Origin of the sequence: Leucobacter aridicollis, assembly GCF_013409595.1 — a bacterium.
In the GTDB taxonomy this organism is placed as follows: Bacteria; Actinomycetota; Actinomycetes; order Actinomycetales; family Microbacteriaceae; genus Leucobacter; species Leucobacter aridicollis.
The window spans coordinates 1,643,298-1,664,654 of the sequence record NZ_JACCBD010000001.1; the positions used below are offsets into that span (position 1 = coordinate 1,643,298).

Sequence of the window (21,357 nt, forward strand, 5' to 3'; positions counted from 1 at the left end):
TTGACTTAGGCGTCAACGAGGAAGCGGTCGTAACCCTCAGCCTCGAGACGATCTGCGAGCTCCGGGCCGCCCTGCTCTGCGACGCGGCCGTTGACGAACACGTGCACGTAGTCGGGCTTGATGTAGCGGAGGATACGCGTGTAGTGCGTGATGAGCATGACACCGAGGCCGGTGGCATCCTTGGCGCGGTTCACGCCCTCCGAGACGATCTTCAGCGCGTCAACGTCGAGGCCCGAGTCGGTCTCGTCGAGGACTGCGAACTTCGGCTTCAGGAGCTCGAGCTGCAGGATCTCGTTGCGCTTCTTCTCGCCACCCGAGAAGCCCTCGTTGACGTTACGCGCCGCGAAGGACTCGTCCATGCGCAGGTTCTTCATCGCGTCGCGGACCTCGCCCATCCAGCTGCGGATGGCCGGCGCCTCGCCGTCGATCGCAGTCTTCGCGGTGCGGAGGAAGTTCGCGTTGGTCACGCCGGGGATCTCGACGGGGTACTGCATCGCGAGGAACAGACCTGCCTGCGCGCGCTCGTCGACCTCCATCTCGGTGACCTCGACGCCGTCGAGCAGGATCGAGCCGCTGGTGACCTCGTAGCGCGGGTGGCCGGCGATCGCGTAGGCGAGCGTCGACTTGCCCGAGCCGTTGGGGCCCATGATTGCGTGGGTCTCGCCCTGCTTGAGGGTGAGGTTCACGCCCTTGAGGATTTCCTTGGCGCCCTGGTCAGTCTCAACGCTGACGTGCAGGTCCTTGATCTCGAGAACGGAGCTCATAGTTCAATCTCTTTCGTAACAGTGGGGTCAATAAAGATGTCGCCGTCTTCGATCTCGACGACGTAAACGGGAACCGGCTCGTAAGCCGGAAGGTTCAGTGGCTTGCCGGTGCACAGCGAAAACGCCGATCCGTGCGCCCAGCACTCAAGCGTGTCGCCGTCAACGAAGCCCTCGGAGAGGCTGATCTCTCCGTGGGTGCAGGTGTCGCCAATGGCGTGCACGTTGCCTTCGCCGTCGAGCACGACCGCCATCGGAACCCCGTCAAGGACGACCCTGGTGGCCTGATCCTGGACGAGGTCCGAGAGCGCAATCGCCTTCTGTCGTGCCATTACGCAAGCACGCTCTGCTCGAGCTCGGACTCGATCGCCGCCTGGAGGCGCTCCTCGATCTGCTCGTTGCCGATGCGCTGAATGACGTCGATGAGGAACCCGCGAACGACGAGCTTACGAGCCTCGTCCTCGGAGATGCCGCGGCTCTGGAGGTAGAAGATGTGCTCTTCGTCGAACCGGCCGGTGGTCGACGCGTGGCCGGCACCCTCGATGTCGCCAGTCTCGATCTCGAGGTTCGGGATCGAGTCCGCGCGCGTGCCTTCGGTGAGGGTGAGGTTGCGGTTCTCCTCGTAGCTATCGGTGCCGGTCGCGACGCGGCGGATCAGCACGTCGCCGATCCAGACGGCGCGAGCGCCCTCGCCCTGCAGCGCGCCCTTGTAGGCGACGCGGCTGCGGGTGTGCGGGGCGTTGTGATCGATGTACACCTGGTGCTCGAGGTGCTGGCCCGCGTCAGCGAAGTACGCGCCGTAGGCCTCGCCGTTCGCGCCCTGGCCGTCGAGGTGGATTGACGGGTTCACTCGCACGATCTTCCCGCCGAGCGAGACCACGATGTGCTGGAGGTTGCCGTCGCGGCCGACGGTCGCGTTGTGCGTCGCGACGTGGATCGCATCGTCATTCCACTCGTGGATCGAGACGACCTTGAGGGTCGCGCCGTCACCGACGACGATCTCGACGGTCTCCGTGAGGTTCGCGTCGCCCGAGTTCTCGAGGATCACCACGGTGTCGGACTGCGGGGCAGCCTCGATGATGGTGTGCGCGGCGGCAGGCTCGCTCGTGAGCGCGCTGCGCTTCACGGTGACGGTCTGGCGTTCCTGGCTGGTGAGCAGGATCCGCTGCGCGGTGCCGACCTGGCCCCACGCGTTCGCCGCGGCCTGGTCCTCCGGGAGGCCGGCGCGGCCAACGAGCTCGGAGTCCATCGCGATGCTCGAGACCTCGACGCCCTCCGCCTCGGAGACCTCAAGCGCCGAGTTCGAGTTCGCGAGCTCGCCACCGGTGAGCGCCGCGATCTCGGCGACCGGGGTGAACTTCCAGTTGACCTCGCGGCCGGTGATCGCCGGGAAGTCTGCGAGGTTCGCGGACTTCAGCCGGTCCGAACGGGTCTGCACCGGCGCGCGGTTGTCCCAGTCACCATCGCTGTGTGCCTTCGCACCGTGCTGTTCAGTTTGCAGCGTAGTCATCGTTAACCGACGGATCCTTCCATGCTCATCTCGATGAGTTTGTTCAGTTCGAGCGCGTACTCCATCGGGAGCTCGCGAGCGATGGGCTCAATGAAGCCGCGGACGATCATCGCCATCGACTCCTCCTCCGACAGGCCACGGCTCATGAGGTAGAACAGCTGCTCCTCGCTCACGCGGGTGACTGTCGCCTCGTGGGCAAGGGTTGCGTCGTCGGTGCGGATGTCGATCGCCGGGTAGGTGTCGGACCGCGAGATCGTGTCGACGAGCAGCGCGTCACACACCACCGAGTTCGCGGCGTGGTGCGCGTTCGCCTCGATGCGGACCTCGCCGCGGTAGCCCGAGCGGCCGCCGCCGCGGGCGATCGACTTCGCGAGGATCGACGACTTGGTGTGCGGTGCGAGGTGAATCATCTTCGCGCCCGTGTCCTGGTGCTGGCCGGGGCCGGCGAACGCGACGGACAGCGTCTCGCCCTTGGCGTGCTCGCCGGTGAGGAAGATCGACGGGTACTTCATCGTGTACTTCGACCCGATGTTGCCGTCAACCCACTCCATCGTCGCGCCGGCTTCGGCGATCGCGCGCTTCGTGACGAGGTTGTACACGTTGCTTGACCAGTTCTGGATGGTCGTGTAGCGAACGCGGGCGTTCTTCTTCACGATGATTTCGACAACTGCCGAGTGCAGCGAGTCCGACTTGTAGATCGGGGCGGTGCAGCCCTCGATGTAGTGGACGTAGCTGTCCTCGTCGGCGATGATGAGCGTGCGCTCAAACTGGCCCATGTTCTCCGTGTTGATGCGGAAGTAGGCCTGGAGCGGGATCTCGACGTGCACGCCCTTCGGGACGTAAACGAACGACCCGCCCGACCAGACGGCCGTGTTCAGTGCGGCGAACTTGTTGTCGCCCGACGGAATGACAGTGCCGAAGTACTCCTTGAAGATCTCCGGGTGCTCCTTGAGCGCGGTGTCAGTGTCGAGGAAGAGCACGCCCTGTTCCTCGAGATCCTCGCGGATCTGGTGGTAGACGACCTCCGACTCGTACTGCGCTGCGACGCCCGCGACGAGGCGCTGGCGCTCAGCCTCGGGGATGCCGAGACGCTCGTAGGTCTCCTTGATCTCGTCGGGCAGCTCTTCCCAGGTCGTCGCCTGCTTCTCGGTCGAGCGGACGAAGTACTTGATGTTGTCGAAGTCGATCTCAGTGAGGTCTGCACCCCAGGTGGGCATCGGCTTGCGATCAAAGATTTGCAGCGCTTTCAGACGGCGTTCGAGCATCCACTCGGGCTCGTTCTTCAGCGCCGAGATGTTGCGAACCACCTCTTCACTCAGTCCACGCTTCGCCGTTTCGCCGGCCTCGTCGCTGTCGTGCCAGCCGAACTCGTATTGGCCGAGGCCTTCGAGCTCGGGGCGGTCGATCAGTACCTCAGGCATGATCTCTCCCTCTCTCATTTCGCGCTACCGAGAACCATGTCCCCAAGTGCTCTCGGATGGTTCCCTGCGATGGTGCAGTAGTCTGGGCGTCGGACAAACGAGACGAGCTGACGAATCGTCAGACGTTTCGAATAGCCGCACTAAACCACAGCTTCTAAGTCTACAGGCTTTCGCATAAAAACGGGCGAGACTGGCGTGTTTCACTGGGAGCTTAAAAGTTAAGGAGACCCCGTGTCAGGCGCAACCAGCGTGACCGCTACCCGTCCCGCTCGAACCCAGCTGCCACGCTTCCTACCCTTCGCCGCTTGGGCTTCGTTTGTGCTCAACGTGCTCATCATCGCGACCGGCGGCGCCGTGCGCCTCACCGGCTCCGGCTTGGGGTGCACTGAGTGGCCCCTGTGCACCCCGGGTTCGCTCGTGCCGACCGAGGAGCTGTCGTACCACGCGCTCATCGAGTTTGGGAACCGGACGATCAGCGGCCCGCTGCTGCTCGCGGCGCTTGCGGTCGTGATCCTCACCTGGCGCATTCGCGCGGAGCGCAAGGATCTGTCCGTGCTGTCGTGGCTCGTGCTCGGCCTGGTGCTCCTGCAGGCCGTCGTTGGCGGCTTCATCGTCTGGGAGGAACTCGCGGCAGTGCTCGTCGGCTTCCACTACACGGTGTCGCTCATCATCGTCTGCATCGCGGCGGCCTACCTTGCTCGGATGTACGAGCGCGGGGGCGCCAGGGAGCGGGCGGTGCCGAAGGGCTTCGCGATCCTCACGCACGTCACTACCCTCGCGATGGCGATCGTCATCATCATGGGTGTCATCACGACGGCCAACGGCCCGCACTCGGGCGACGAGAACGTGGTGCGCGACGGCTTCGACGCGACCTTCCTGAGCCACCTGCATGCGTGGCCCGGGTATGTGACGTTCGCCCTCGTCGTGACGCTTGTCGCCTGGGCCTACTCGCGGAAGCTGCGCCCACTCCCCTGGACCATGACGCTCCTCGCGGTGCTTGTCGTCCAGATCTTGGTTGGCGTATACCAGGCCCGTAATGGGCTGCCGCCCGTGCTCGTCGGGGTGCACATGGTGCTCGCGGCGCTCACCGCTGCGACGACAACGGTGACCGTGCTGCGCCTCAAGCGCCCGGTCGCTGAGTAGGCGCGAGGCAGACCCGGCTCACAACACATCAACCTCTCGAGCGCACATCTTTACATGACCAAAGAAGATGTGTGCGCGAGAGGTTGATGTGTTTGGCCCGCAGGCTGGGCCCGCAGGGGCGGCGCTAGATGTACTGACCTCGACCGTTGTTGACTCGGTCGATGGGAGTTTGACCGTCGATGCCGAGGTGAGCTCTGTCTAGGTTGTAGTAGTCAAGCCAGGCCGTCAATCCTGCTCGACGTTCGTCGTTAGAAGTCCAGGGTCTCGCGTACGCCCACTCTGTCGCGAGAGTGCGGTTGAGGCGTTCGACTTTCCCATTGGTCCAGGGACAGTGCGGGCGAATGAACCGGTGCTGAATACTGTGCTGGGTGACGACGTCTCTGAACGCGGCGGAGTGCCGGTACGCGAACGCGTTATCGCTGATGACACGCTCAACACGTACCCCAAGCGACGCGTAGAACCCGATCGCGCGTTCAAGGACACCGGCCGCGGTCACGCCTTTCTCGTCGTCGTGGATCTCGGCATACGCGACACGAGAGTGGTCATCGATCACGGTGTGGACGTAGTCGTACCCTTGTCCTCGTTTCCGGTTCGGACGTTCGCTGCGCCCATGGAGCCGCCACCCACCGCCGTCAGGGATACGGCCGAGCTTCTTCACATCGATATGGATCAACGAGCCCGGATACTCGTGTTCGTATCGGTTCGCGGACCGTCGTTCCGCACGGATCCTGATCCCAGTCACGGGATCAAGTTCACGTAACAACGGGGTGTGATGGCGACGCAGCACCCGCCCGACTGTCGAGGCGTGCATGCCGAGCTTGCCCGCGATGAATACCGGGCCACGTCTGGTGAGCGCGCGCACGATCCGCACCCGGGTCTCCATGCATCCGGGAGTGCGCCGCGGATGCGACCTGGCCGCGCTCGACCGATCCCGTAATCCCGTAACCCCGGCTTCCTGGAACCTGCGCCACCACCGCCACGCAGTCGTGCGCGAGATTCCCATCTCCGAGGCAACATGAGCGACAGGGCGACCCGATTGAATGCGTTGGACCAGGATCATTCTACCGGCAGGAGCGAGCCGGGCATTAGCGTGAGACATGAGAGACCTTCGTTTGAGCGAGTAGGGGAACTAGACAGCTCCAACTCGACAACGAAGGTCTCTCCTATGTCAACAACCCTCCGGGTCAGTACAGCTAGAACGGCAGCAGCGGATCCACGGCGATCAGGATCGACAGCACCGACAGATACGCGATGGAACCGTGGAACACGCGCATGGGCTTTCCCTCGCGGCCGCGGATCGCGCTCGAATACAGGCTGTGTGCTTCGACGATGAAGTAGCCACCGACGACAAGTGCGCCGACCGTGTAGGTCCACCCCATATCGGCTGCGGGAATGAGCAGCAGGCTCGACACGACGGTCGCCCACGCGTACAAAATGACCTGCAACCCGACGGTGGTGCGGCCGCGGACGACCCCAAGCATCGGGACACCCGCCTCGGCGTAGTCGTCGCGGTAGCGCATCGACAGCGGCCAGTAGTGGGCAGGCGTCCACAGGAAGATGATGAGGAAGAAGACCCACGCGGGCCAGTCGAGCGACCCCGTGACGGCGGCCCAGCCGATGAGCACTGGGAAACACCCGGCGATGCCGCCCCAGATGATGTTCTGCTCGCTGTGCCGCTTGAGCACGAGCGTGTAGATCACCACGTAGAAGAAGATCGCCGCGACCGAGAGCGCGGCCGCCAGCCAGTTCGTCGTGAGGTACAGCCAGCCCACCGACAACACGCCGAGCACCCACGCGAACACGAGCGCCCCACGGTCTGAGATCTCGCCGGTCACGAGGGGGCGTCCCTGGGTGCGCTTCATCTTGCGATCCATGTCGCGGTCGATGTAGCAGTTGAACGCGCCAGCGGAGCCAGCGCTCATCGCACCGCCAAGCAGCGTCGCGATGACGAGCCACAGACTGGGAAGGCCACGCTCGGCGAGGATCATCGCCGGAACCGTCACGACGAGGAGGAGTTCCATCACCCGCGGCTTGGTCAACGACACGTATGCCTTGACGGTGCGGGAGAACGAGCGCCTCTGGATCGCGTCCGAAGCCTGGGCGGGCGGAGAAATCTTCGTAGACATCGGGGCCATAGTACCTGGGCTATCGGTAGGATTGATGGGAGTGCGCGCTGGGCGCATGTGCGGCGCCACCGGGCGCACAGGATTGGTTGCGGGAAAGGCAGGCCATTGGCTAACGGACTTGAGTGGACAGAGCTCGACGATCGCGCGGTAGACACTGCGCGGGTGCTCGCGGCAGACGCCGTTGAGAAGGTTGGGAACGGCCACCCGGGGACGGCGATCAGCCTCGCCCCCGTCGCGTACCTGCTGCACCAGAAGGTCATGCGGCACGACCCGAGCGATGCTAAGTGGATCGGGCGCGACAGGTTCATCCTCTCGGTCGGCCACTCGTCGCTCACCCAGTATGTCCAGCTCTATCTCGGGGGCTACGGCCTCGAGCTCGACGACCTCAAGGCGCTCCGCACGTGGGGCTCGAAGACGCCCGGCCACCCGGAGTACGGTCACACCGACGGCGTCGAGATCACGACCGGTCCGCTCGGCCAGGGCCTCGCCTCGGCTGTCGGCTTCGCCTACGCCGCCCGCTACGAGCGCGGCCTGTTCGACCCCGAGGCCGCGCCCGGGACGAGCCCCTTCGACCACAACATCTACGTCATCGCCGGCGACGGCGACCTCCAGGAGGGCGTCACCGCCGAAGCCTCCTCGCTCGCGGGCCACCAGGAGCTCGGTAACCTCATCGCGATCTACGACTCGAACCAGATCTCGATCGAGGACGACACGGACATCTCGTTCTCCGAGGACGTTGCGATGCGCTACGAGTCCTACGGCTGGCAGGTCATCGAGGTCGACTGGAAGAAGACCGGTACCTACGTCGAGGACGTCGCCGAGCTGAATGACGCCATCGAGGCGGCGAAGGCCGAGACGACGAAGCCGTCGCTCATCATCCTCAAGACCATCATCGGCTGGCCCTCCCCCGGCAAGCAGAACACTGGCGGCATCCACGGCGCCAAGCTTGGCGCCGAGGAGCTCGCGGGCCTGAAGACGGCCCTCGGCTTCAACCCCGAGGAGCACTTCAGCGTCGCGCCGGAGGTCATCGAGCACTCGCGCAAGGCAGTCGACCGCGGCGCCGCTGGCCGGAAGGCCTGGCAGGAGTCGTTCGACGCGTGGGCCGCGCAGAACCCCGAGCGCAAGGCGCTGTTCGACCGCATCGAGGCCCAGGAGCTGCCCGCGGGCGCACTCGAGGCGCTCCCGACGTTCGAACCCGGTGACAGCGTCGCGACCCGCTCGGCGAGTGGCAAGGTGCTCGCGGCGCTCGGCCCGATCATGCCCGAGCTCTGGGGCGGTTCCGCCGACCTCGCCGGCTCGAACAACACCACGATCCCCGGCGTCCCCTCGTTCGTTCCCGCGAGCCACTCGACGAGCACCTGGTCCGGAGACCAGTACGGCCGCGTGCTGCACTTCGGTATCCGCGAGCACGCGATGGGCTCGATTCTCAACGGCATCCAGCTGCACGGCAAGACCCGCAGCTACGGCGGCACCTTCCTCATCTTCAGCGACTACATGCGCCCGGCGGTCCGTCTCGCGGCGCTCATGAACGTGCCGAGCATCTTCGTGTGGACGCACGATTCGATCGCCCTCGGCGAGGACGGCCCGACGCACCAGCCGATCGAGCAGCTCGCGACGCTGCGCGCGATCCCGAACCTCACGATGGTCCGCCCCGCGGACGCGAACGAGGTGTCGATCGCGTGGCACGAGATCCTCACCCGCCACGCGGGCCCGACGGGCATCGCGCTCACCCGCCAGAACGTGCCGGTACTCCCCCGCGGCGGCGAGTTCGCCTCGCACGAGGCGGCGGCAGAGGGCGTGCGCCGAGGCGCGTACGTGCTCGCCGACAGCGCAACTGGGTCGCTCGACGTGATCCTCATTGCGACAGGCTCCGAGGTGCAGCTCGCGGTCGAGGCGCGTGAGCGACTCGCCGCCGACGGCATCGGCGCGCGCGTCGTGTCCGCGCCGTCGCTCGAGTGGTTCGCCGAGCAGACCGACGAGTACCGCGAGAGCGTGCTGCCCGCGGCAGTCACCGCGCGCGTCAGCGTCGAGGCCGGCCTCTCGCTCGGCTGGGAGCGCTACGTCGGCGATCGCGGCCGGTCCGTGTCGATCGAGCACTTCGGCGCCTCGGCCGACTACGTCACGCTGTTCGAGAAGTTCGGGATCACGACGGATGCCGTCGTGGCCGCCGCGCGCGAGTCGCTCGCGAACTAGCCACACAGACTGCATCGAAGGAGCACCCATGAGCAACGAGCGCACTCAGGCACTCAGTAACGTCGGCGTCAGCATTTGGCTGGACGACCTCTCCCGCACCAGGATCGAGAGCGGCCAGCTGGCCGAGCTCGCCGAGACTGTGAACGTCGTCGGCGTGACGACGAACCCGACGATCTTCCAGAACGCGATCGGCTCGGCCGTCGGCTACGCGGATCGCATCGCCGACTGCGCGAAGCGCGGGCTCGACGCCGCCGCGACGATCACGGAGCTAACGACCGCGGACGTCGCGGACGCCTGCGACATCTTCGCGGGCGTCTTCGCCGCGACCGATGGCCGGGACGGCCGCGTGTCCATCGAGGTCGAGCCCGGTCTCGCCCGCGACGCCGCCGGCACGGTCGCGCAGGCCAAGGAGCTGTGGGCGAAGGTCGATCGCGAGAACGCGATGATCAAGATCCCCGCGACAATCGAGGGGCTTGCAGCGATCTCCGAGGTCATCGCGGCAGGCATCAGCGTGAACGTCACGCTCATCTTTAGCCTCGAGCGCTACCGCCAGGTCATCAACGCGTACCTGGTCGGGCTCGAGCGGGCGCGCGCCGCCGGGGTCGACATCTCGAAGATCCACTCGGTCGCCTCGTTCTTCGTGTCGCGTGTCGACTCGGAGATCGACGCGCGCCTCGAGGCCGTTGGCACTGAGGAGGCGCGCGCGCTCAAGGGCCAGGCTGGCGTCGCGAATGCGCGCCTCGCGTACGAGGTGTTCGAGCAGTCGTTCGCCAGCGACCGCGCAAAAATGCTCCTCGAGCTCGGCGCACACGCGCAGCGCCCGCTGTGGGCGTCGACGGGTGTGAAGGATCCGAATCTCCCCGACACGCTCTACGTCACCGAGCTCGCAGCGCCGAACACCGTGAACACGATGCCGGAGGCGACGCTGAACGCCCTCGCCGATCACGGCGAGGTGCAGGGCGACCGCGTGAGCGGCAGCTACGGCGAGGCCAACCAGGTGCTCAACCTCATCGACGCCCAGGGGGTTGACTACGTGGAGGTCACCGAGAAGCTTGAGGTCGAGGGCCTCTCGAAGTTTGACGCCTCCTGGGACGACCTCGTCGAGACAGTGACGGGCGCTCTGAGGGCGTCGGCGTGACAATCAACCTCACCGGAGTGAGCCGGGACGCCGCGTTCGCGCGAAGCCTCGACTCACTCCTCGAGGCGCGCTTCGCCTCCCGGCTGTTCGCGCAAGACGCGACGCTCTGGGGCGAAGCCGCCGCCGCCGAGGCGGCGAGCAGGCTCGGCTGGACCGACTTCGCGGACAACGCCGCCGAGGTCGTCGAGCAGACCCGCCGTATCGCCCAAGCGTTCGCCGCCGACGGCGTCGACAACTTCGTGCTGTGCGGCATGGGCGGTTCGAGCCTTGCGCCGCTCATGATCGCCCCCGAACTCACCGTCCTCGACTCGACCCACCCCGACGCGGTGCGCCGCGCGCTTGAGAGCGACCTCTCGCGCACAGCCGTGATCGTGAGCTCCAAGTCGGGCGGCACCGTCGAGACCGTCAGCCAGATGCACGCCTTTGAGGCGGCCTTCGCCGGCGCGGGGATCGATCCGCACAGCAGGATCGTGATCGTCACCGACCCGGGCTCCGCGCTTGCCGCGGATGCGGCGGAGACGGGCAAGCGCGTTGTCTTCGCCGATCCGAACGTCGGCGGTCGATTCTCGGTGTTCACCGCGTTCGGGATCGTGCCATCGATGCTGGCCGGGGCCGACATGTCGCGGCTCGTCGGAGACGGCGCGCGGGTGCGCGACGCGCTTAGCGTCGACAACGCCGACAATCCAGCGCTCGTGCTCGCGGCCGCGCTCGCCTCCGGCCTCCCGCAGCGCTTCGTTGCGGAACTCCAGTCGGATGCGTCGCTCCCCGACGAGTTCGGGCTGTGGACCGAGCAGCTCGTCGCTGAGTCGACCGGTAAGCAGAGCACGGGTGTGTTCCCCATCGCGCTGCCGACCGGCGCAACGCCGAGCGGCGCCGCGACCGCGACCCTCGTTCGGCTCTCCGCCGGCGAACAGTCAGACGGGCCGGGAATCGGGATCGCCGCCCCGCTCGGACAGCAGCTGCTGCTGTGGCAGGTCGCCACGGCGGCGATGGGATTCCTGCTCGCCGTCGACCCGTTCAACCAGCCGGACGTCGAATCCGCAAAGATCGCGACCCGTGAGTCGCTCGGCGAGCCCCCGGAGCCGACAACCGAGGTTCCCTCCCCCGCCGAGACACGGGCACGGCTGCGCGCACTCGTGCGCCGCGACGGGTACGTCGGCATTCAGGCGTATGTCGACCCGAGCGACGCGCACGTCGCCGAACTGCTCGGACGCCTCAGGCAGTCACTCGTGAACGAGCTCGGAGTCCCCGTTGCGCTGGGCTACGGGCCACGCTATCTGCATTCCACCGGGCAGTTCCACAAGGGCGGCCCGAGCTGCGGCACGTTCCTGCAGATCATCGAGACGGGTGCGCGCGAGGTCGCGATTCCTGGTGAGGAGACGGGCTTTGGCGCGCTCTTTGGTGCGCAGGCGCGCGGTGACGCATCGGTGCTTCGCGCGCGCGGCCGCGCCGTGCTCTCGGTCGAGACCAGCGACCCTGCCACGTTGCTTCGCGAACTCATCGCCGCGAACTAGCCGGCATCGGTCCTCGCGGCGCCGGCCGAGATCGCTCCGGGCGGTCCCGGCCGACGTCGCGGGCGGCGGAGGCTAGTTCACCGGGTGGTCGGCCGCGAAGCTCTGGAACCAGCGCAGCGCCTCCGGCTGGTCGGTCGAGTCGATCGAGCCGATCGCCGCGGGATCGGCGCCGAGCAGGATCCGCTTGATCGGCACCTCCATCTTCTTTCCCGTGCGCGTGCGGGGCACGGCCGGCGTGAGAATGACCTCGTCGGGGACGTGCTGCTTTGAGGCGCGCGTCGCGACGGCCTCTCTGATCCGCCGCTCTGACTCGCCGTCCTCCCACGACTCTGACGGCACGACGAAGATCGGCATCCAGTACCCGCCGTCCGTCCGGTCGATGCCGATCACGAGCGAATCGAGCACGTCCGGAAGCTCCTCGACGGCGGCGTAGATCTCCGCGCTGCCGAGCCTGATCCCGCGCCGGTTGAGCGTCGCATCCGATCTGCCGTGCATGATGACGGTCCCGCGCGAGGTAAGGGTCGCCCAGTCGCCCTGTCGCCACACCCCGTCGAAGGTCGAGAAGTAGGCGTCGTGGTATCGGCTGCCGTCGGGGTCGTTCCAGAACCGCAGCGGCATCGAGGGCAGCGGCTGCGTGATGACCATCTCGCCCTCCTCGTCGATCAGCGGGCGTCCCGAATCGTCCCAGACCTCGAGGGCGACGCCGAGGGTGCGTGCGGAAATCTCGCCGTCCCACACCGGAGTGATCGGCGAGCCGCCGACGAACCCACCAACGATGTCCGTGCCGCCGCTCACTGAGTTCACGGGTACGCGGTCACCGAACACGCTACGGACCCACTGGTTTGCAGCCGCCGGGAGCGGGGAACCGGTGCTCGAGATGAGGCGAAGCTCCGCGCACTCGGGGACGTCAATGCCCGCGGCCGCGGAGGCGAGGATCTGACCGGGGCTCGTGCCGAACACGTTCACGCCGTGACGGTCAACCAGCTGCCAGAGCTTCTCCGGCCCCGGGTAGATGGGATCGCCGACGTACAGCACCGCGGTCGCCCCGAAGAGCAGGCTGCTCACCTGGATGTTCCACATCATCCAGTTCGGCGTCGTGTACCAGAAGAAGGTCTCGCCCGCCGTGAGCTCGGACTGCAGCGCAAGCGACTTCAGCTGCTCAAGGAGCACTCCCCCGTGCCCGTGCACGATGCCCTTCGGCTTGCCCGTCGTACCCGACGTGAACAGCACCCACAGCGGGTGCGCGAACGGGACGGGTTCCGGCTGGAAGTCAGGCTGGCCGCCCGCGGCGATGGCCTCCGCCCAGCTCACCGCGCCGTCGACCCCGGCCGCGCCCGGGAGCGTTGGCACGGAGACCGTGTGCTCCACGGTGGGCATCAGGGCGAGCAGCTCGGTCGCCTCTGCCGAGCGATCGAACTCGGCGCCACGAAACACGTAGCCGGTGCCGCTGACGAGCACCTTCGCGTCGAGCTGCCCGAGCCGATCCGCTGCCGCCGGCGCGTTGTAGTCGATGCCTGTCTGCGACCAGATCGCACCCATGCTCGCGGTCGCGTAGAAGGCGACGACGCCCTCGTAACTGTTCGGGAGGTAGCCGACGACGCGGTCCTCCCTGCCGACGCCGACGCTTCGAAGGTAGCCGGCAAACGCGGCGACGTCGCCTCGGAGGGCCTCGTAGGTGTGCGATTCAACGCGGCCGTCCTCGTACTCGACGATGACTGCCGGCTGTGAGGGGGCGCCGAGGCGCAGTCGATCGGCGAAGTTCACTGTCGCCCCCGGAAACCACTCCGCGTCGCGGATCCCGGTGCCTGTCAGGGCAGCGGTGGGCTGGTCAACGAAGCCCGCGTCGAGAAACTCTGCGACCCCAGCCCAGAACGCTCCGGGCTGCGCGACCGACCACTCCTGGAGCCGGCCGTAGTCGCCGACCGCCGCCGGATCCAGTCCGCTGTGCGCGACGAACCATCTCGTGAGCTCAGTGATCTTCGCGGTGTCGATTGCTTCGGGTGTCGGGCTCCACTGGGGCTGCGTCATTGCTACCTATTCCTTTGCGAACGTCTCTGTCTCTTCATCCTAAGACACGTTCTCGGAGTGTCTGCCGAACAAAAAACGCGTGGCCCCCACCCAAGAGGCGGGGGCCACGCGTTCAGCTGGCGACCGGAACTACGCGGTGAGCTTCGCGGTTCCGCGGCGCTGGCGGAGCTTCAAGAGGGCGGCCTCGAGCAGCTCCTCAGCCTCCTCCGGCGTGCGCCGCTCCTTCACGTACGCGAGGTGCGTCTTGTAGGGCTCGTTCTTTGCGAGCTCCGGCGGGTTGTTCTGATCCTGACCGGCGGGAAGCCCGGTCGACGGCGAATCGATCTGCTCCGGGATGTCCTCGTCGGAGACGTCTGCCGCGAAGTAGCGGACCGTCTCGTTACCGAGCGCGTCCCAGTACGAGACCTTCTTGCGTTCTGCGCGCACGCCGTGATCCATTTCGCCCATTGGGCCGGATCCAACGCGTGCACCGCGAATGGCGTTACTGCCTGCCACGGGTGACCTGCTTTCGAGAAATGCTAGATAAGCGTGAAACGATCGACGAGGCCGATGCCCACGATCGAGAAAAACCACACCAGTGAGACGATCACTGTGAGGCGATTGAGGTTGCGCTCTGCGACACCTGACGACCCGAGGCTCGACGTGACGCCGCCACCGAACATGTCGGAGAGCCCGCCACCGCGCCCCTTATGGAGCAGCACGAACAGGATGAGCAGCAGGCTCGTGAGGACGAGCAGCGAGATCAGGGCGATCTTCAGTACGAGCAAGATAGGTGCCTTTCGCAGCGAGGCGCAATAAGTCAGCCTCCAGTATACCCCGCGTCCGAGAAATGGGCGGGAGCGGGACAGAAGTGTCTGGTGAGCGGGCTCAGACGGTGACGTGCTTGGTGAACTGAGCGATCCGGCTGAACTCGTCAACCTTCAGGCTCGCCCCACCCACAAGTGCACCATCGAGATTGGGCTGCTTGAGGTATGACGCAACGTTCTGGCTTGCGACCGAACCGCCGTACAGGATGCGGGTGGCGTCGGCCACAGCGTCGCCACGCTCCGCGCGCAGGACGTCGCGAAGCGCCTTGCCAACTTCTTCTGCCTGGGCAGGCGTTGCGGGGTCGCCGCTGCCGATCGCCCACACGGGCTCGTAGGCGACCACGAACTCAGCCTCGGCGGGCAGCTGCGAAAGCGCTGCCTGGAGCTGCTGGACGGGGATCGCCGCTGCGCCGTGCGCCTCGAGGTCTTCGGCCGTCTCGCCAACGCAGATCACGGGAACCATGCCCGCGGTGACGGCTGCGCGCGCCTTCAGGCCAACAGTCTCGTCGGACTCGCCGTGACCGCCGCGGCGCTCCGAGTGGCCGACGATGATGTAGCGCACGTCGAGCTTCGAGAGCATGGCCGCCGAGATGTCTCCGGTGTAGGCGCCGGCTGCGTGCGGCGACACATCCTGTGCGCCGAGTGCAACCGCAAGCTTGTCCGCAGCGAGCAGCGTCTGGACGGACCGGAGATCGGTGAACGGTGGGAACACCGCAACCTCGACCTCGCCGTAGTTGTGCTGCGCGTCCTTGAGGCTCCACGCGAGCTTCTGCACGAAGGCGATCGCCTGCAGGTGGTCGAAGTTCATCTTCCAGTTGCCTGCGATGAGCGGGGTGCGCTTCACAGCGGGAGCCGACTGCGTCGCGGGGTCTGCTACGGGTGCGTCATTCATGCGAGGACCTCCAGTCCGGGCAGTGCCTTGCCCTCAAGGAATTCGAGGCTCGCGCCGCCTCCGGTCGAAATGTGACCGAACGCCTCGTCGGCAAAGCCGAGCGCGCGAACCGCGGCGGCGGAATCGCCACCGCCAACAACTGTAAAGCCTGAGGTCTCCGTGAGCGCACGCGCGACAGTCCGAGTGCCCTCGGCGAACGCCGGCATCTCGAACACGCCCATCGGCCCGTTCCAGAACACGGTGGCCGATTCTTCGATGATCGCAGCGAAAGTCGCGGCCGACGTCGGCCCGATGTCCAGGCCGAGACCGGATGCGCCGAAGGAGCTGGACTCGATCGCGTCCGCGGGAACGATTTCGTGAGCCGCGTCTGCGGCGAACCGCTCGGCGACAACGATGTCCGTTGGCAGGACGATCCGCACGCCGCGCGCGGCCGCCTGGTCGAGGTACCCGCGCACGGTGTCGAGCTGATCCTCCTCCAGCAGGCTCGCGCCAACCGGGTGGCCCTGCGCCGCGAGGAACGTGAAGACCATTCCGCCCCCGACGAGGAGCGTGTCGACGCGTTCGATGAGGTGCGCGATGACGCCGAGCTTGTCGGACACCTTCGAACCGCCGAGCACGACGGCGTAGGGTCGCTCTGCCTTGCCTGTGAGGCGCTCAAGCACCTCGAGTTCGGCCGCGACGAGGCGACCGGCGGCGCTCGGCAGCAGCTTCGCGAGGTCATAGACGCTCGCCTGCTTGCGGTGCACGACACCGAAGCCGTCGGACACGAAGGCGTCGCCGAGTTCCGCGAGCTGGGCCGCGAATGCTCCGCGGGCCTCGTCGTCCTTGCTCGTCTCCCCCGGGTTGAAGCGGAGGTTTTCGAGGAGTACGACGTCGCCGTCGGAGAGCGCGGCGATGGCGGCAGCGGCGGCCTCGCCGACGGTCTCGTCGACGAAGCCGACCGCTGTGCCGAGCAGTTCTGCCATGCGCTCAGCCACGGGCCGCAACGAGTAGCGCTCGTCGGGAGCGCCCTCGGGGCGGCCCAGGTGGCTGATCAGTACGATTCGCGCCCCGGCCTCGCGCAGCTCACGAATGGTCGTGAGCGAAGCACGGATCCGTCCGTCGTCGGTGATGCTCTTCGCACCGTGCTCGTCAGTGGCGAGCGGCACGTTGAGATCACAGCGGACAATTACGGTTTTCGAGCCCAACGGGCCGAGCGAATCGAGGGTGCGCATGGTTCCTTACGGGTGAACGGAATTAGATGAGGCCGGGCGTCTGGCTACGCGCGGTGTCGAACCGCTTCGCGACGTCCTGCCAGTTCGCGATGTTCCAGAACGCCTTCACGTAGTCCGCGCGGACGTTGAGGTAGTCGAGGTAGTACGCGTGCTCCCAGCAGTCGAGCATGAGCAGCGGCACGGTGCCCGCCGGCAGGTTGCCCTGCTGGTCGAACATCTGCACGATGTTTGCGCGCTGGCCGAGGGTATCCCAGGCGAGCACGGCCCAACCCGATCCCTGCACACCCATCGCGGTTGCGGTGAAGTGCGCCTGGAACTTCTCGAAGTCGCCGAAGAACTCGTCGATGGCCGACGCGAGCTCACCCTCCGGGCGGCCGCCGCCCTCGGGCGACATGTTGTTCCAGAAGATCGTGTGGTTCACGTGGCCGCCCACGTTGAACGCGAGATCCTTCTCGAGCTTGTTGACGGGCCCGAGGTTGCCCGACTCGCGGGCCTCGGCGAGCTGCTCGAGCGCGGTGTTCGCGCCAGTGACGTACGCCTGGTGGTGCTTGTCGTGGTGCAACTGCATGATCTTGCCGCTGATGTGCGGCTCGAGGGCAGCGTAATCGTAGGGAAGTTCAGGGAGTGAGTATGCGGTCATGGCAGCTCCTTTTCTGTTGCGTGCTTCTGATAGGCAGTCTATTGCGGGAACACACGCGGAGACGAGTGTTCGCTGCGAGCTAGATCAGACGAGTTCCTCAGGAACGCTCGCCTCGGTGCCCGGGATGCCCTGATCCTCAGCGGCCTTGTCAGCCATCGCGAGCAGCCGACGGATCCGCCCGGCGATCGCGTCCTTCGTGAGCGGCGGATCGGCGCGAGCCCCGAGCTCGTCAAGGCTCGCCTCGCGGTGCGTGAGCCGAAGCTGGCCGGCGTAGCCGAGGTGGTCGGGCACGTCGCTTCCGAGGATCTCGAGGGCGCGCTCCACGCGGGCGCAGGCGGCAACCGAGGCCTCGGCCGAGCGGCGGAGGTTCGCGTCGTCGAAGTTCACAAGCCGGTTCGCGGTCGCGCGGGTCTCGCGCGCCTTGCGAAGGTTGTCCCACGCCTCACGGCACTGCTCAGCGCCCATCACGCCAAGCAGCGTGCCAATCGCCTCGCCGTCGCGCACAAGCAGCTTCGAGACGCCCCGAATGTCGCGGCTCTTCGCGTCCACGCCGATCCGGCTCGCTGCGCCAACGAGCGCCATTGCGGTCTCACTGCTCGGGCACACAACCTCGAGGCTGACCGTGCGGCCGGGAGGGGTGATCTTTCCGCGAGCGAGGAACGCACCGCGCAGCGCGGCCGCGAGTTCCTTCGCATCGCCGGTCGTCACGCGATTCGGCAGGCCGCGGATCGGCCGCCGGCGCTGATCGAGCAGCCCCAACTGGCGGGCGAGGGTCTCGCCATCGATGACGCGGACGAGGAACTGCGGTGCGCCTGGACGCACGCTGGTGGGGGGCAACTGTCGGGCTTCGGCGCGAACGCCGTAGAGCTCCGCAAGGTCTTTTCGCACGCGCTGAACTGTCTGCGGAGTGTGCAGTTCAGCTTCAAGGGCAATACGCCCGTTGATCGTGTGTAGGCCGCCAGACAAGCGCAGGATCGTGGCGAGTTCCGCCATTCTCTCCCCAGTCCGTTGCACGGGGAGCTTCACCAGCTCGCTCATGACATCGGCGGTACTCGGCACAGATATTCCTTTCGAAACAGGTGAATAGCAAACTAAATGACGGCGAAGCGCGCCGGCATTTACTCGCGACCGAGGTCGCGGTGGCGGAGCTGAACGCTCACGCCGGGCAGACCGGCAAGCCGGTCTGCGAGCTCGCGGGCGACAGCCACGGAGCGGTGTTTCCCGCCGGTGCACCCAATGGCGAGCGATGCGTGACGCTTGTTCTCGCGCTGGAAACCGGCGAAGACCGGTGTGAGCGCCGCAACGTATGCATCAATGAACTCGGTGGCGCCCTCGCGGCTGAGGACGTAGTCCTTCACAGCCGGATCGACGCCGGTGAGTGAGCGAAGCTCGGTCTCCCAGAACGGATTCGGAATGAACCGCATATCCGCCATGAGGTCGACGTCAGTCGGCGCCCCATACTTGAATCCGAAGCTCATTACGGTGAGCTGCAGCCCCGCGACATCCTCCGACGAGAACATCTCGCGGGTGGCAGTGGTGAGCTGGTGCACGTTGTACCCGGACGTGTCGACGACAACATCGCTCGTCGCGCGAAGCTCCTGGGAGCGCTCGCGCTCGAGGCGGATGCCCTCGAGCAATCCGCCGGCCTCAACCTGGAGCGGGTGCGGCCGCCTGACGCTCTCGTAACGCCGCACGAGAATGTCGTCGGCTGCGTCGAGGAAGACCACGCGAACCGTCGCCGTGTGGCGAAGCTCGTTGACGGTCTCCTGGATGTCCGCGAAGAGATCCCGACCGCGAACATCGACGACGGCGGCGATGCGCGGAAGCGCCCCGCCCGACTTGTCGGCCATGTCAGCGAGGGTCTTCACCATCGAGAGGGGCAGGTTGTCGACGACGTACCAGCCGAGGTCCTCGAGAGTGTTCGCGACGGTGCTTCGGCCGGCACCGGACATGCCGGTGACGATCAGGATCTCCTGATCGGTTGAGACCTCATTCATCCGTTACCTCCTCAAGTTCCGTGTCTGTCTGCGCATCGTCAATCTTAGCGTCAGGCGAGCTCTTACGGAGTCGGGTAAGGTGGCTGAGAATCTGTTCCGCCGTGCGCTCGCCGATGCCCGGCACCGCCGCAAGTTCTGCCACGGACGCGGCACGCAGGCGCGTCGCGGAACCAAAGTGCCGCAGCAGTTGCTGCACCCGCTTCGGGCCGAGCCCGGGAACGTCGGCGAGCTGGGAAGCAATAGCCTCGCTCCGGCGCTGACGCTGGAACGTAATCGCGAACCGGTGGGCCTCGTCACGGGCGCGCTGCACGAGGAAGAGCGCTTCGCTGGTGCGCGGAAGCACCACGGGAAATGGGTCCTCGGGAAGCCACAGCTCCTCGAGTCGCTTCGCGATGCCGCACAGCGCGACATCGGTGATGCCCGCCTCGCGGAGCGCCCGGTGGGCGGCCTTCACCTGGGGCTCGCCGCCGTCGACAATGATGAGCTGGGGCCGGGCGCGGTAGGCGCCGGAGGGAAGTTCGCCGGACTCGCGGGCGAGGTTCAGCTGCGCCGCCCGGCGCGAGACGACCTGATAGATCGAATCCGTGTCGTCAGTCGTCTCTTCGATCCGGTACTTCCGGTACTCGCTCTTCGCGGGGAGTCCGTCCTCGAAGACCACGAGCGACGCGACGACGCCCGTGCCCTGGAGGTGCGAGACGTCGATGCACTCGATCCTGAGCGGGGCCTCGGTGAGACCGAGCGCCTGCTGCAACTCGGCGAGCGCGTCGGTTCGCGAGGTGATGTCGGCTGCCCGCTTGAGCTTGTACCGCACGAGATTCTCGCCTGCGTTGAGCGTCGCGCGATCCATGAGCTGGACTTTGTCGCCGCGCTCGGGCGTGCGAATGTGCACCTTCCCCTTGCGCGGGCGGAGCGCCGAGAGGGTCTCCTCGAGCGAGCCGATCCCGTCCGGCAGTTGCGGGACGAGGATCTCGGGCGGCGGCTCGTGCCCACCCTCGTACGCGGTCTGCAGCACCTGCTCGAGCAGCCGCCCGGGCGAGTCGTCGAGTTCGACGTCGACGATCCAGCTGCGTTCGCCGCGCACGCGGCCGCCGCGGATGATGAACTGGTGCAGCGCGGCAGAAAGCTCGTCCGTGCGCAGGCCGAACGCGTCGACGTCGACCTCGTGGCCGAGCACGATGGCGTTCTTCTCCATGACGTGTTCGACGGCCGCGACCTGGTCACGCAGTCTGGCCGCATCCTCGTAGCGTTGCTCGGCGGCCGCGTCCTTCATGCCGCGCTGCAGCTTTCGGAACTGCGACTGGTAGTTCCCGCCGAGGAAGGACACGAGGGCGCCTACGCGTTCCCTGTGCTCCTCAACGGTCACCGTGTACGAGCAGGGCCCGGCGCAGCGGCCGATCTGGCCGGCGAGGCATGGCTTGCCGCTCGACATCGCTCGCTTGTAGTCGGCGTCGTTGCAGGTGCGGATGGGAAAGGCCTGCTGGAGCAGCGCCGCCGTCTCGCGGATCGCCCACACCTTCGGGTAGGGCCCGAAGTACCGCGCGCCCTTGATGCGCTCGTTCCGGGTGATGATGAGCCGCGGGGCCTCCTCCCCCAGCGTCACCGCCAGGTACGGGTAGGTTTTGTCGTCCTTGAACTGGACGTTGAACGGCGGCTTGTACTCGGTGATCCACGTGTGCTCGAGCACGAGCGACTCGGTGTCGCTTGCGACGACCGTCCAGTCGACGTTCGCGGCGAGCGAGAGCATGCGCCGGGTACGGGGCATGAGCGAATGCATCGGCTGAAAGTAGTTCGCGAGCCGGGCCCGGAGGTTCTTCGCCTTCCCGATGTAGAGCACGCGGCCCTGGCGGTCCGAGAACCGGTAGACGCCGGGGCTCGTCGGGATCTCCCCCGAGGCTGGCTTGAAGGCGTCGCGGGGGTCGGCCGGCTCACCGCCTGTGCCAACCCCGTGACGCGGGTCTTCGGTCACGCCTTGGA

19 protein-coding genes are annotated in these 21,357 nt (G+C 66.6%); 4 read left to right on the forward strand and 15 right to left on the reverse strand.

The window, feature by feature from the left end:
* Nucleotides 1-5 precede the first annotated feature (5 nt).
* Genes sufC through sufB form a run of 4 tightly spaced genes read right to left on the reverse strand, consistent with a single transcriptional unit; the run spans nt 6 to nt 3,692 of the window.
* Nucleotides 6-764, reverse strand: coding sequence for a Fe-S cluster assembly ATPase SufC (gene sufC / locus BJ960_RS07575; RefSeq protein WP_121071954.1), 759 nt, complete (start codon nt 762-764; stop codon nt 6-8).
* On the reverse strand, nt 761-1,093 hold the full coding sequence (locus tag BJ960_RS07580) for a non-heme iron oxygenase ferredoxin subunit (protein ID WP_121071956.1): 333 nt from the start codon (nt 1,091-1,093) through the stop codon (nt 761-763). The genes sufC and BJ960_RS07580 overlap by 4 nt, the downstream gene beginning before the upstream one ends.
* A complete protein-coding gene (sufD, locus tag BJ960_RS07585) occupies nt 1,093-2,271 on the reverse strand; it encodes a Fe-S cluster assembly protein SufD (RefSeq protein ID WP_121071958.1) in 1,179 nt (392 codons plus the stop codon). Before sufD ends, BJ960_RS07580 begins: the two co-directional genes overlap by 1 nt.
* Before the next feature lie 2 nt (nt 2,272-2,273).
* Nucleotides 2,274-3,692: a Fe-S cluster assembly protein SufB gene (sufB, locus tag BJ960_RS07590; RefSeq protein WP_119283766.1), complete on the reverse strand. Its 1,419-nt coding sequence runs from the start codon at nt 3,690-3,692 to the stop codon at nt 2,274-2,276.
* Between the two features lie 231 nt (nt 3,693-3,923).
* Here sufB and BJ960_RS07595 point away from each other — a divergent pair, with 231 nt between their 5' ends.
* A complete protein-coding gene (locus tag BJ960_RS07595; RefSeq protein ID WP_185986837.1) occupies nt 3,924-4,835 on the forward strand; it encodes a COX15/CtaA family protein in 912 nt (303 codons plus the stop codon).
* A gap of 124 nt (nt 4,836-4,959) precedes the next feature.
* On the opposite strand, the gene BJ960_RS07600 is transcribed toward BJ960_RS07595, so the two are convergent.
* A complete protein-coding gene (locus tag BJ960_RS07600; RefSeq protein WP_185986838.1) occupies nt 4,960-5,934 on the reverse strand; it encodes an IS481 family transposase in 975 nt (324 codons plus the stop codon).
* Between the two features lie 94 nt (nt 5,935-6,028).
* Complete coding sequence (locus BJ960_RS07605) at nt 6,029-6,961, reverse strand: heme o synthase (RefSeq protein WP_237463478.1); 933 nt, start codon at nt 6,959-6,961, stop codon at nt 6,029-6,031.
* 105 nt (nt 6,962-7,066) lie between these two features.
* Here BJ960_RS07605 and tkt point away from each other — a divergent pair, with 105 nt between their 5' ends.
* Genes tkt through BJ960_RS07620 form a run of 3 tightly spaced genes read left to right on the forward strand, consistent with a single transcriptional unit; the run spans nt 7,067 to nt 11,806 of the window.
* On the forward strand, nt 7,067-9,154 hold the full coding sequence (tkt, locus tag BJ960_RS07610; RefSeq protein ID WP_185986840.1) for a transketolase: 2,088 nt from the start codon (nt 7,067-7,069) through the stop codon (nt 9,152-9,154).
* A gap of 28 nt (nt 9,155-9,182) precedes the next feature.
* On the forward strand, nt 9,183-10,292 hold the full coding sequence (gene tal / locus BJ960_RS07615; RefSeq protein WP_185986841.1) for a transaldolase: 1,110 nt from the start codon (nt 9,183-9,185) through the stop codon (nt 10,290-10,292).
* Nucleotides 10,289-11,806, forward strand: a complete 1,518-nt coding sequence (locus BJ960_RS07620; RefSeq protein WP_185986842.1) for a glucose-6-phosphate isomerase — start codon at nt 10,289-10,291, stop codon at nt 11,804-11,806. Before tal ends, BJ960_RS07620 begins: the two co-directional genes overlap by 4 nt.
* A 72-nt stretch (nt 11,807-11,878) precedes the next feature.
* Here BJ960_RS07620 and BJ960_RS07625 read toward each other — a convergent pair whose 3' ends face one another.
* From BJ960_RS07625 to uvrC, 9 genes are all read right to left on the reverse strand, one after another.
* Nucleotides 11,879-13,834, reverse strand: coding sequence for an acetoacetate--CoA ligase (locus BJ960_RS07625; protein WP_185986843.1), 1,956 nt, complete (start codon nt 13,832-13,834; stop codon nt 11,879-11,881).
* Between the two features lie 129 nt (nt 13,835-13,963).
* Entirely contained in the window at nt 13,964-14,329 is a 366-nt protein-coding gene (locus BJ960_RS07630; protein ID WP_121071968.1) for an RNA polymerase-binding protein RbpA, read from the reverse strand.
* A gap of 23 nt (nt 14,330-14,352) precedes the next feature.
* On the reverse strand, nt 14,353-14,601 hold the full coding sequence (gene secG, locus BJ960_RS07635; RefSeq protein ID WP_121071970.1) for a preprotein translocase subunit SecG: 249 nt from the start codon (nt 14,599-14,601) through the stop codon (nt 14,353-14,355).
* A 100-nt stretch (nt 14,602-14,701) separates the two neighbouring features.
* Nucleotides 14,702-15,532 (reverse strand): triose-phosphate isomerase, encoded by an 831-nt coding sequence (tpiA, locus tag BJ960_RS07640; protein WP_185986844.1) that lies wholly within the window; start codon nt 15,530-15,532, stop codon nt 14,702-14,704.
* The gene (locus tag BJ960_RS07645; RefSeq protein WP_185986845.1) at nt 15,529-16,746 is read right to left on the reverse strand and encodes a phosphoglycerate kinase; all 1,218 of its coding nucleotides are present in this window, start codon (nt 16,744-16,746) and stop codon (nt 15,529-15,531) included. The genes tpiA and BJ960_RS07645 overlap by 4 nt, the downstream gene beginning before the upstream one ends.
* A gap of 22 nt (nt 16,747-16,768) precedes the next feature.
* Nucleotides 16,769-17,386 (reverse strand): superoxide dismutase, encoded by a 618-nt coding sequence (locus tag BJ960_RS07650; RefSeq protein WP_185986846.1) that lies wholly within the window; start codon nt 17,384-17,386, stop codon nt 16,769-16,771.
* Between the two features lie 84 nt (nt 17,387-17,470).
* A complete protein-coding gene (whiA, locus tag BJ960_RS07655) occupies nt 17,471-18,445 on the reverse strand; it encodes a DNA-binding protein WhiA (RefSeq protein ID WP_121071978.1) in 975 nt (324 codons plus the stop codon).
* Nucleotides 18,446-18,504: 59 nt separating this feature from the next.
* On the reverse strand, nt 18,505-19,383 hold the full coding sequence (gene rapZ / locus BJ960_RS07660) for an RNase adapter RapZ (protein ID WP_121071980.1): 879 nt from the start codon (nt 19,381-19,383) through the stop codon (nt 18,505-18,507).
* Nucleotides 19,376-21,349, reverse strand: coding sequence for an excinuclease ABC subunit UvrC (gene uvrC, locus BJ960_RS07665; protein ID WP_185986847.1), 1,974 nt, complete (start codon nt 21,347-21,349; stop codon nt 19,376-19,378). Before uvrC ends, rapZ begins: the two co-directional genes overlap by 8 nt.
* Nucleotides 21,350-21,357 lie beyond the last annotated feature (8 nt).

Bases quoted from the DNA above. Each gene is read 5' to 3' on its own strand.
- tal (WP_185986841.1), top strand. From the start codon at position 9,183: ATGAGCAACGAGCGCACTCAGGCACTCAGTAACGTCGGCGTCAGCATT.
- sufB (WP_119283766.1), bottom strand. From the start codon at position 3,692: ATGCCTGAGGTACTGATCGACCGCCCCGAGCTCGAAGGCCTCGGCCAA.
- BJ960_RS07625 (WP_185986843.1), bottom strand. From the start codon at position 13,834: ATGACGCAGCCCCAGTGGAGCCCGACACCCGAAGCAATCGACACCGCG.
- sufC (WP_121071954.1), bottom strand. From the start codon at position 764: ATGAGCTCCGTTCTCGAGATCAAGGACCTGCACGTCAGCGTTGAGACT.
- BJ960_RS07650 (WP_185986846.1), bottom strand. From the start codon at position 17,386: ATGACCGCATACTCACTCCCTGAACTTCCCTACGATTACGCTGCCCTC.
- tpiA (WP_185986844.1), bottom strand. From the start codon at position 15,532: ATGAATGACGCACCCGTAGCAGACCCCGCGACGCAGTCGGCTCCCGCT.
- BJ960_RS07580 (WP_121071956.1), bottom strand. From the start codon at position 1,093: ATGGCACGACAGAAGGCGATTGCGCTCTCGGACCTCGTCCAGGATCAG.
- rapZ (WP_121071980.1), bottom strand. From the start codon at position 19,383: ATGAATGAGGTCTCAACCGATCAGGAGATCCTGATCGTCACCGGCATG.
- BJ960_RS07605 (WP_237463478.1), bottom strand. From the start codon at position 6,961: ATGTCTACGAAGATTTCTCCGCCCGCCCAGGCTTCGGACGCGATCCAG.
- sufD (WP_121071958.1), bottom strand. From the start codon at position 2,271: ATGACTACGCTGCAAACTGAACAGCACGGTGCGAAGGCACACAGCGAT.
- BJ960_RS07600 (WP_185986838.1), bottom strand. From the start codon at position 5,934: ATGTCTCACGCTAATGCCCGGCTCGCTCCTGCCGGTAGAATGATCCTG.
- BJ960_RS07645 (WP_185986845.1), bottom strand. From the start codon at position 16,746: ATGCGCACCCTCGATTCGCTCGGCCCGTTGGGCTCGAAAACCGTAATT.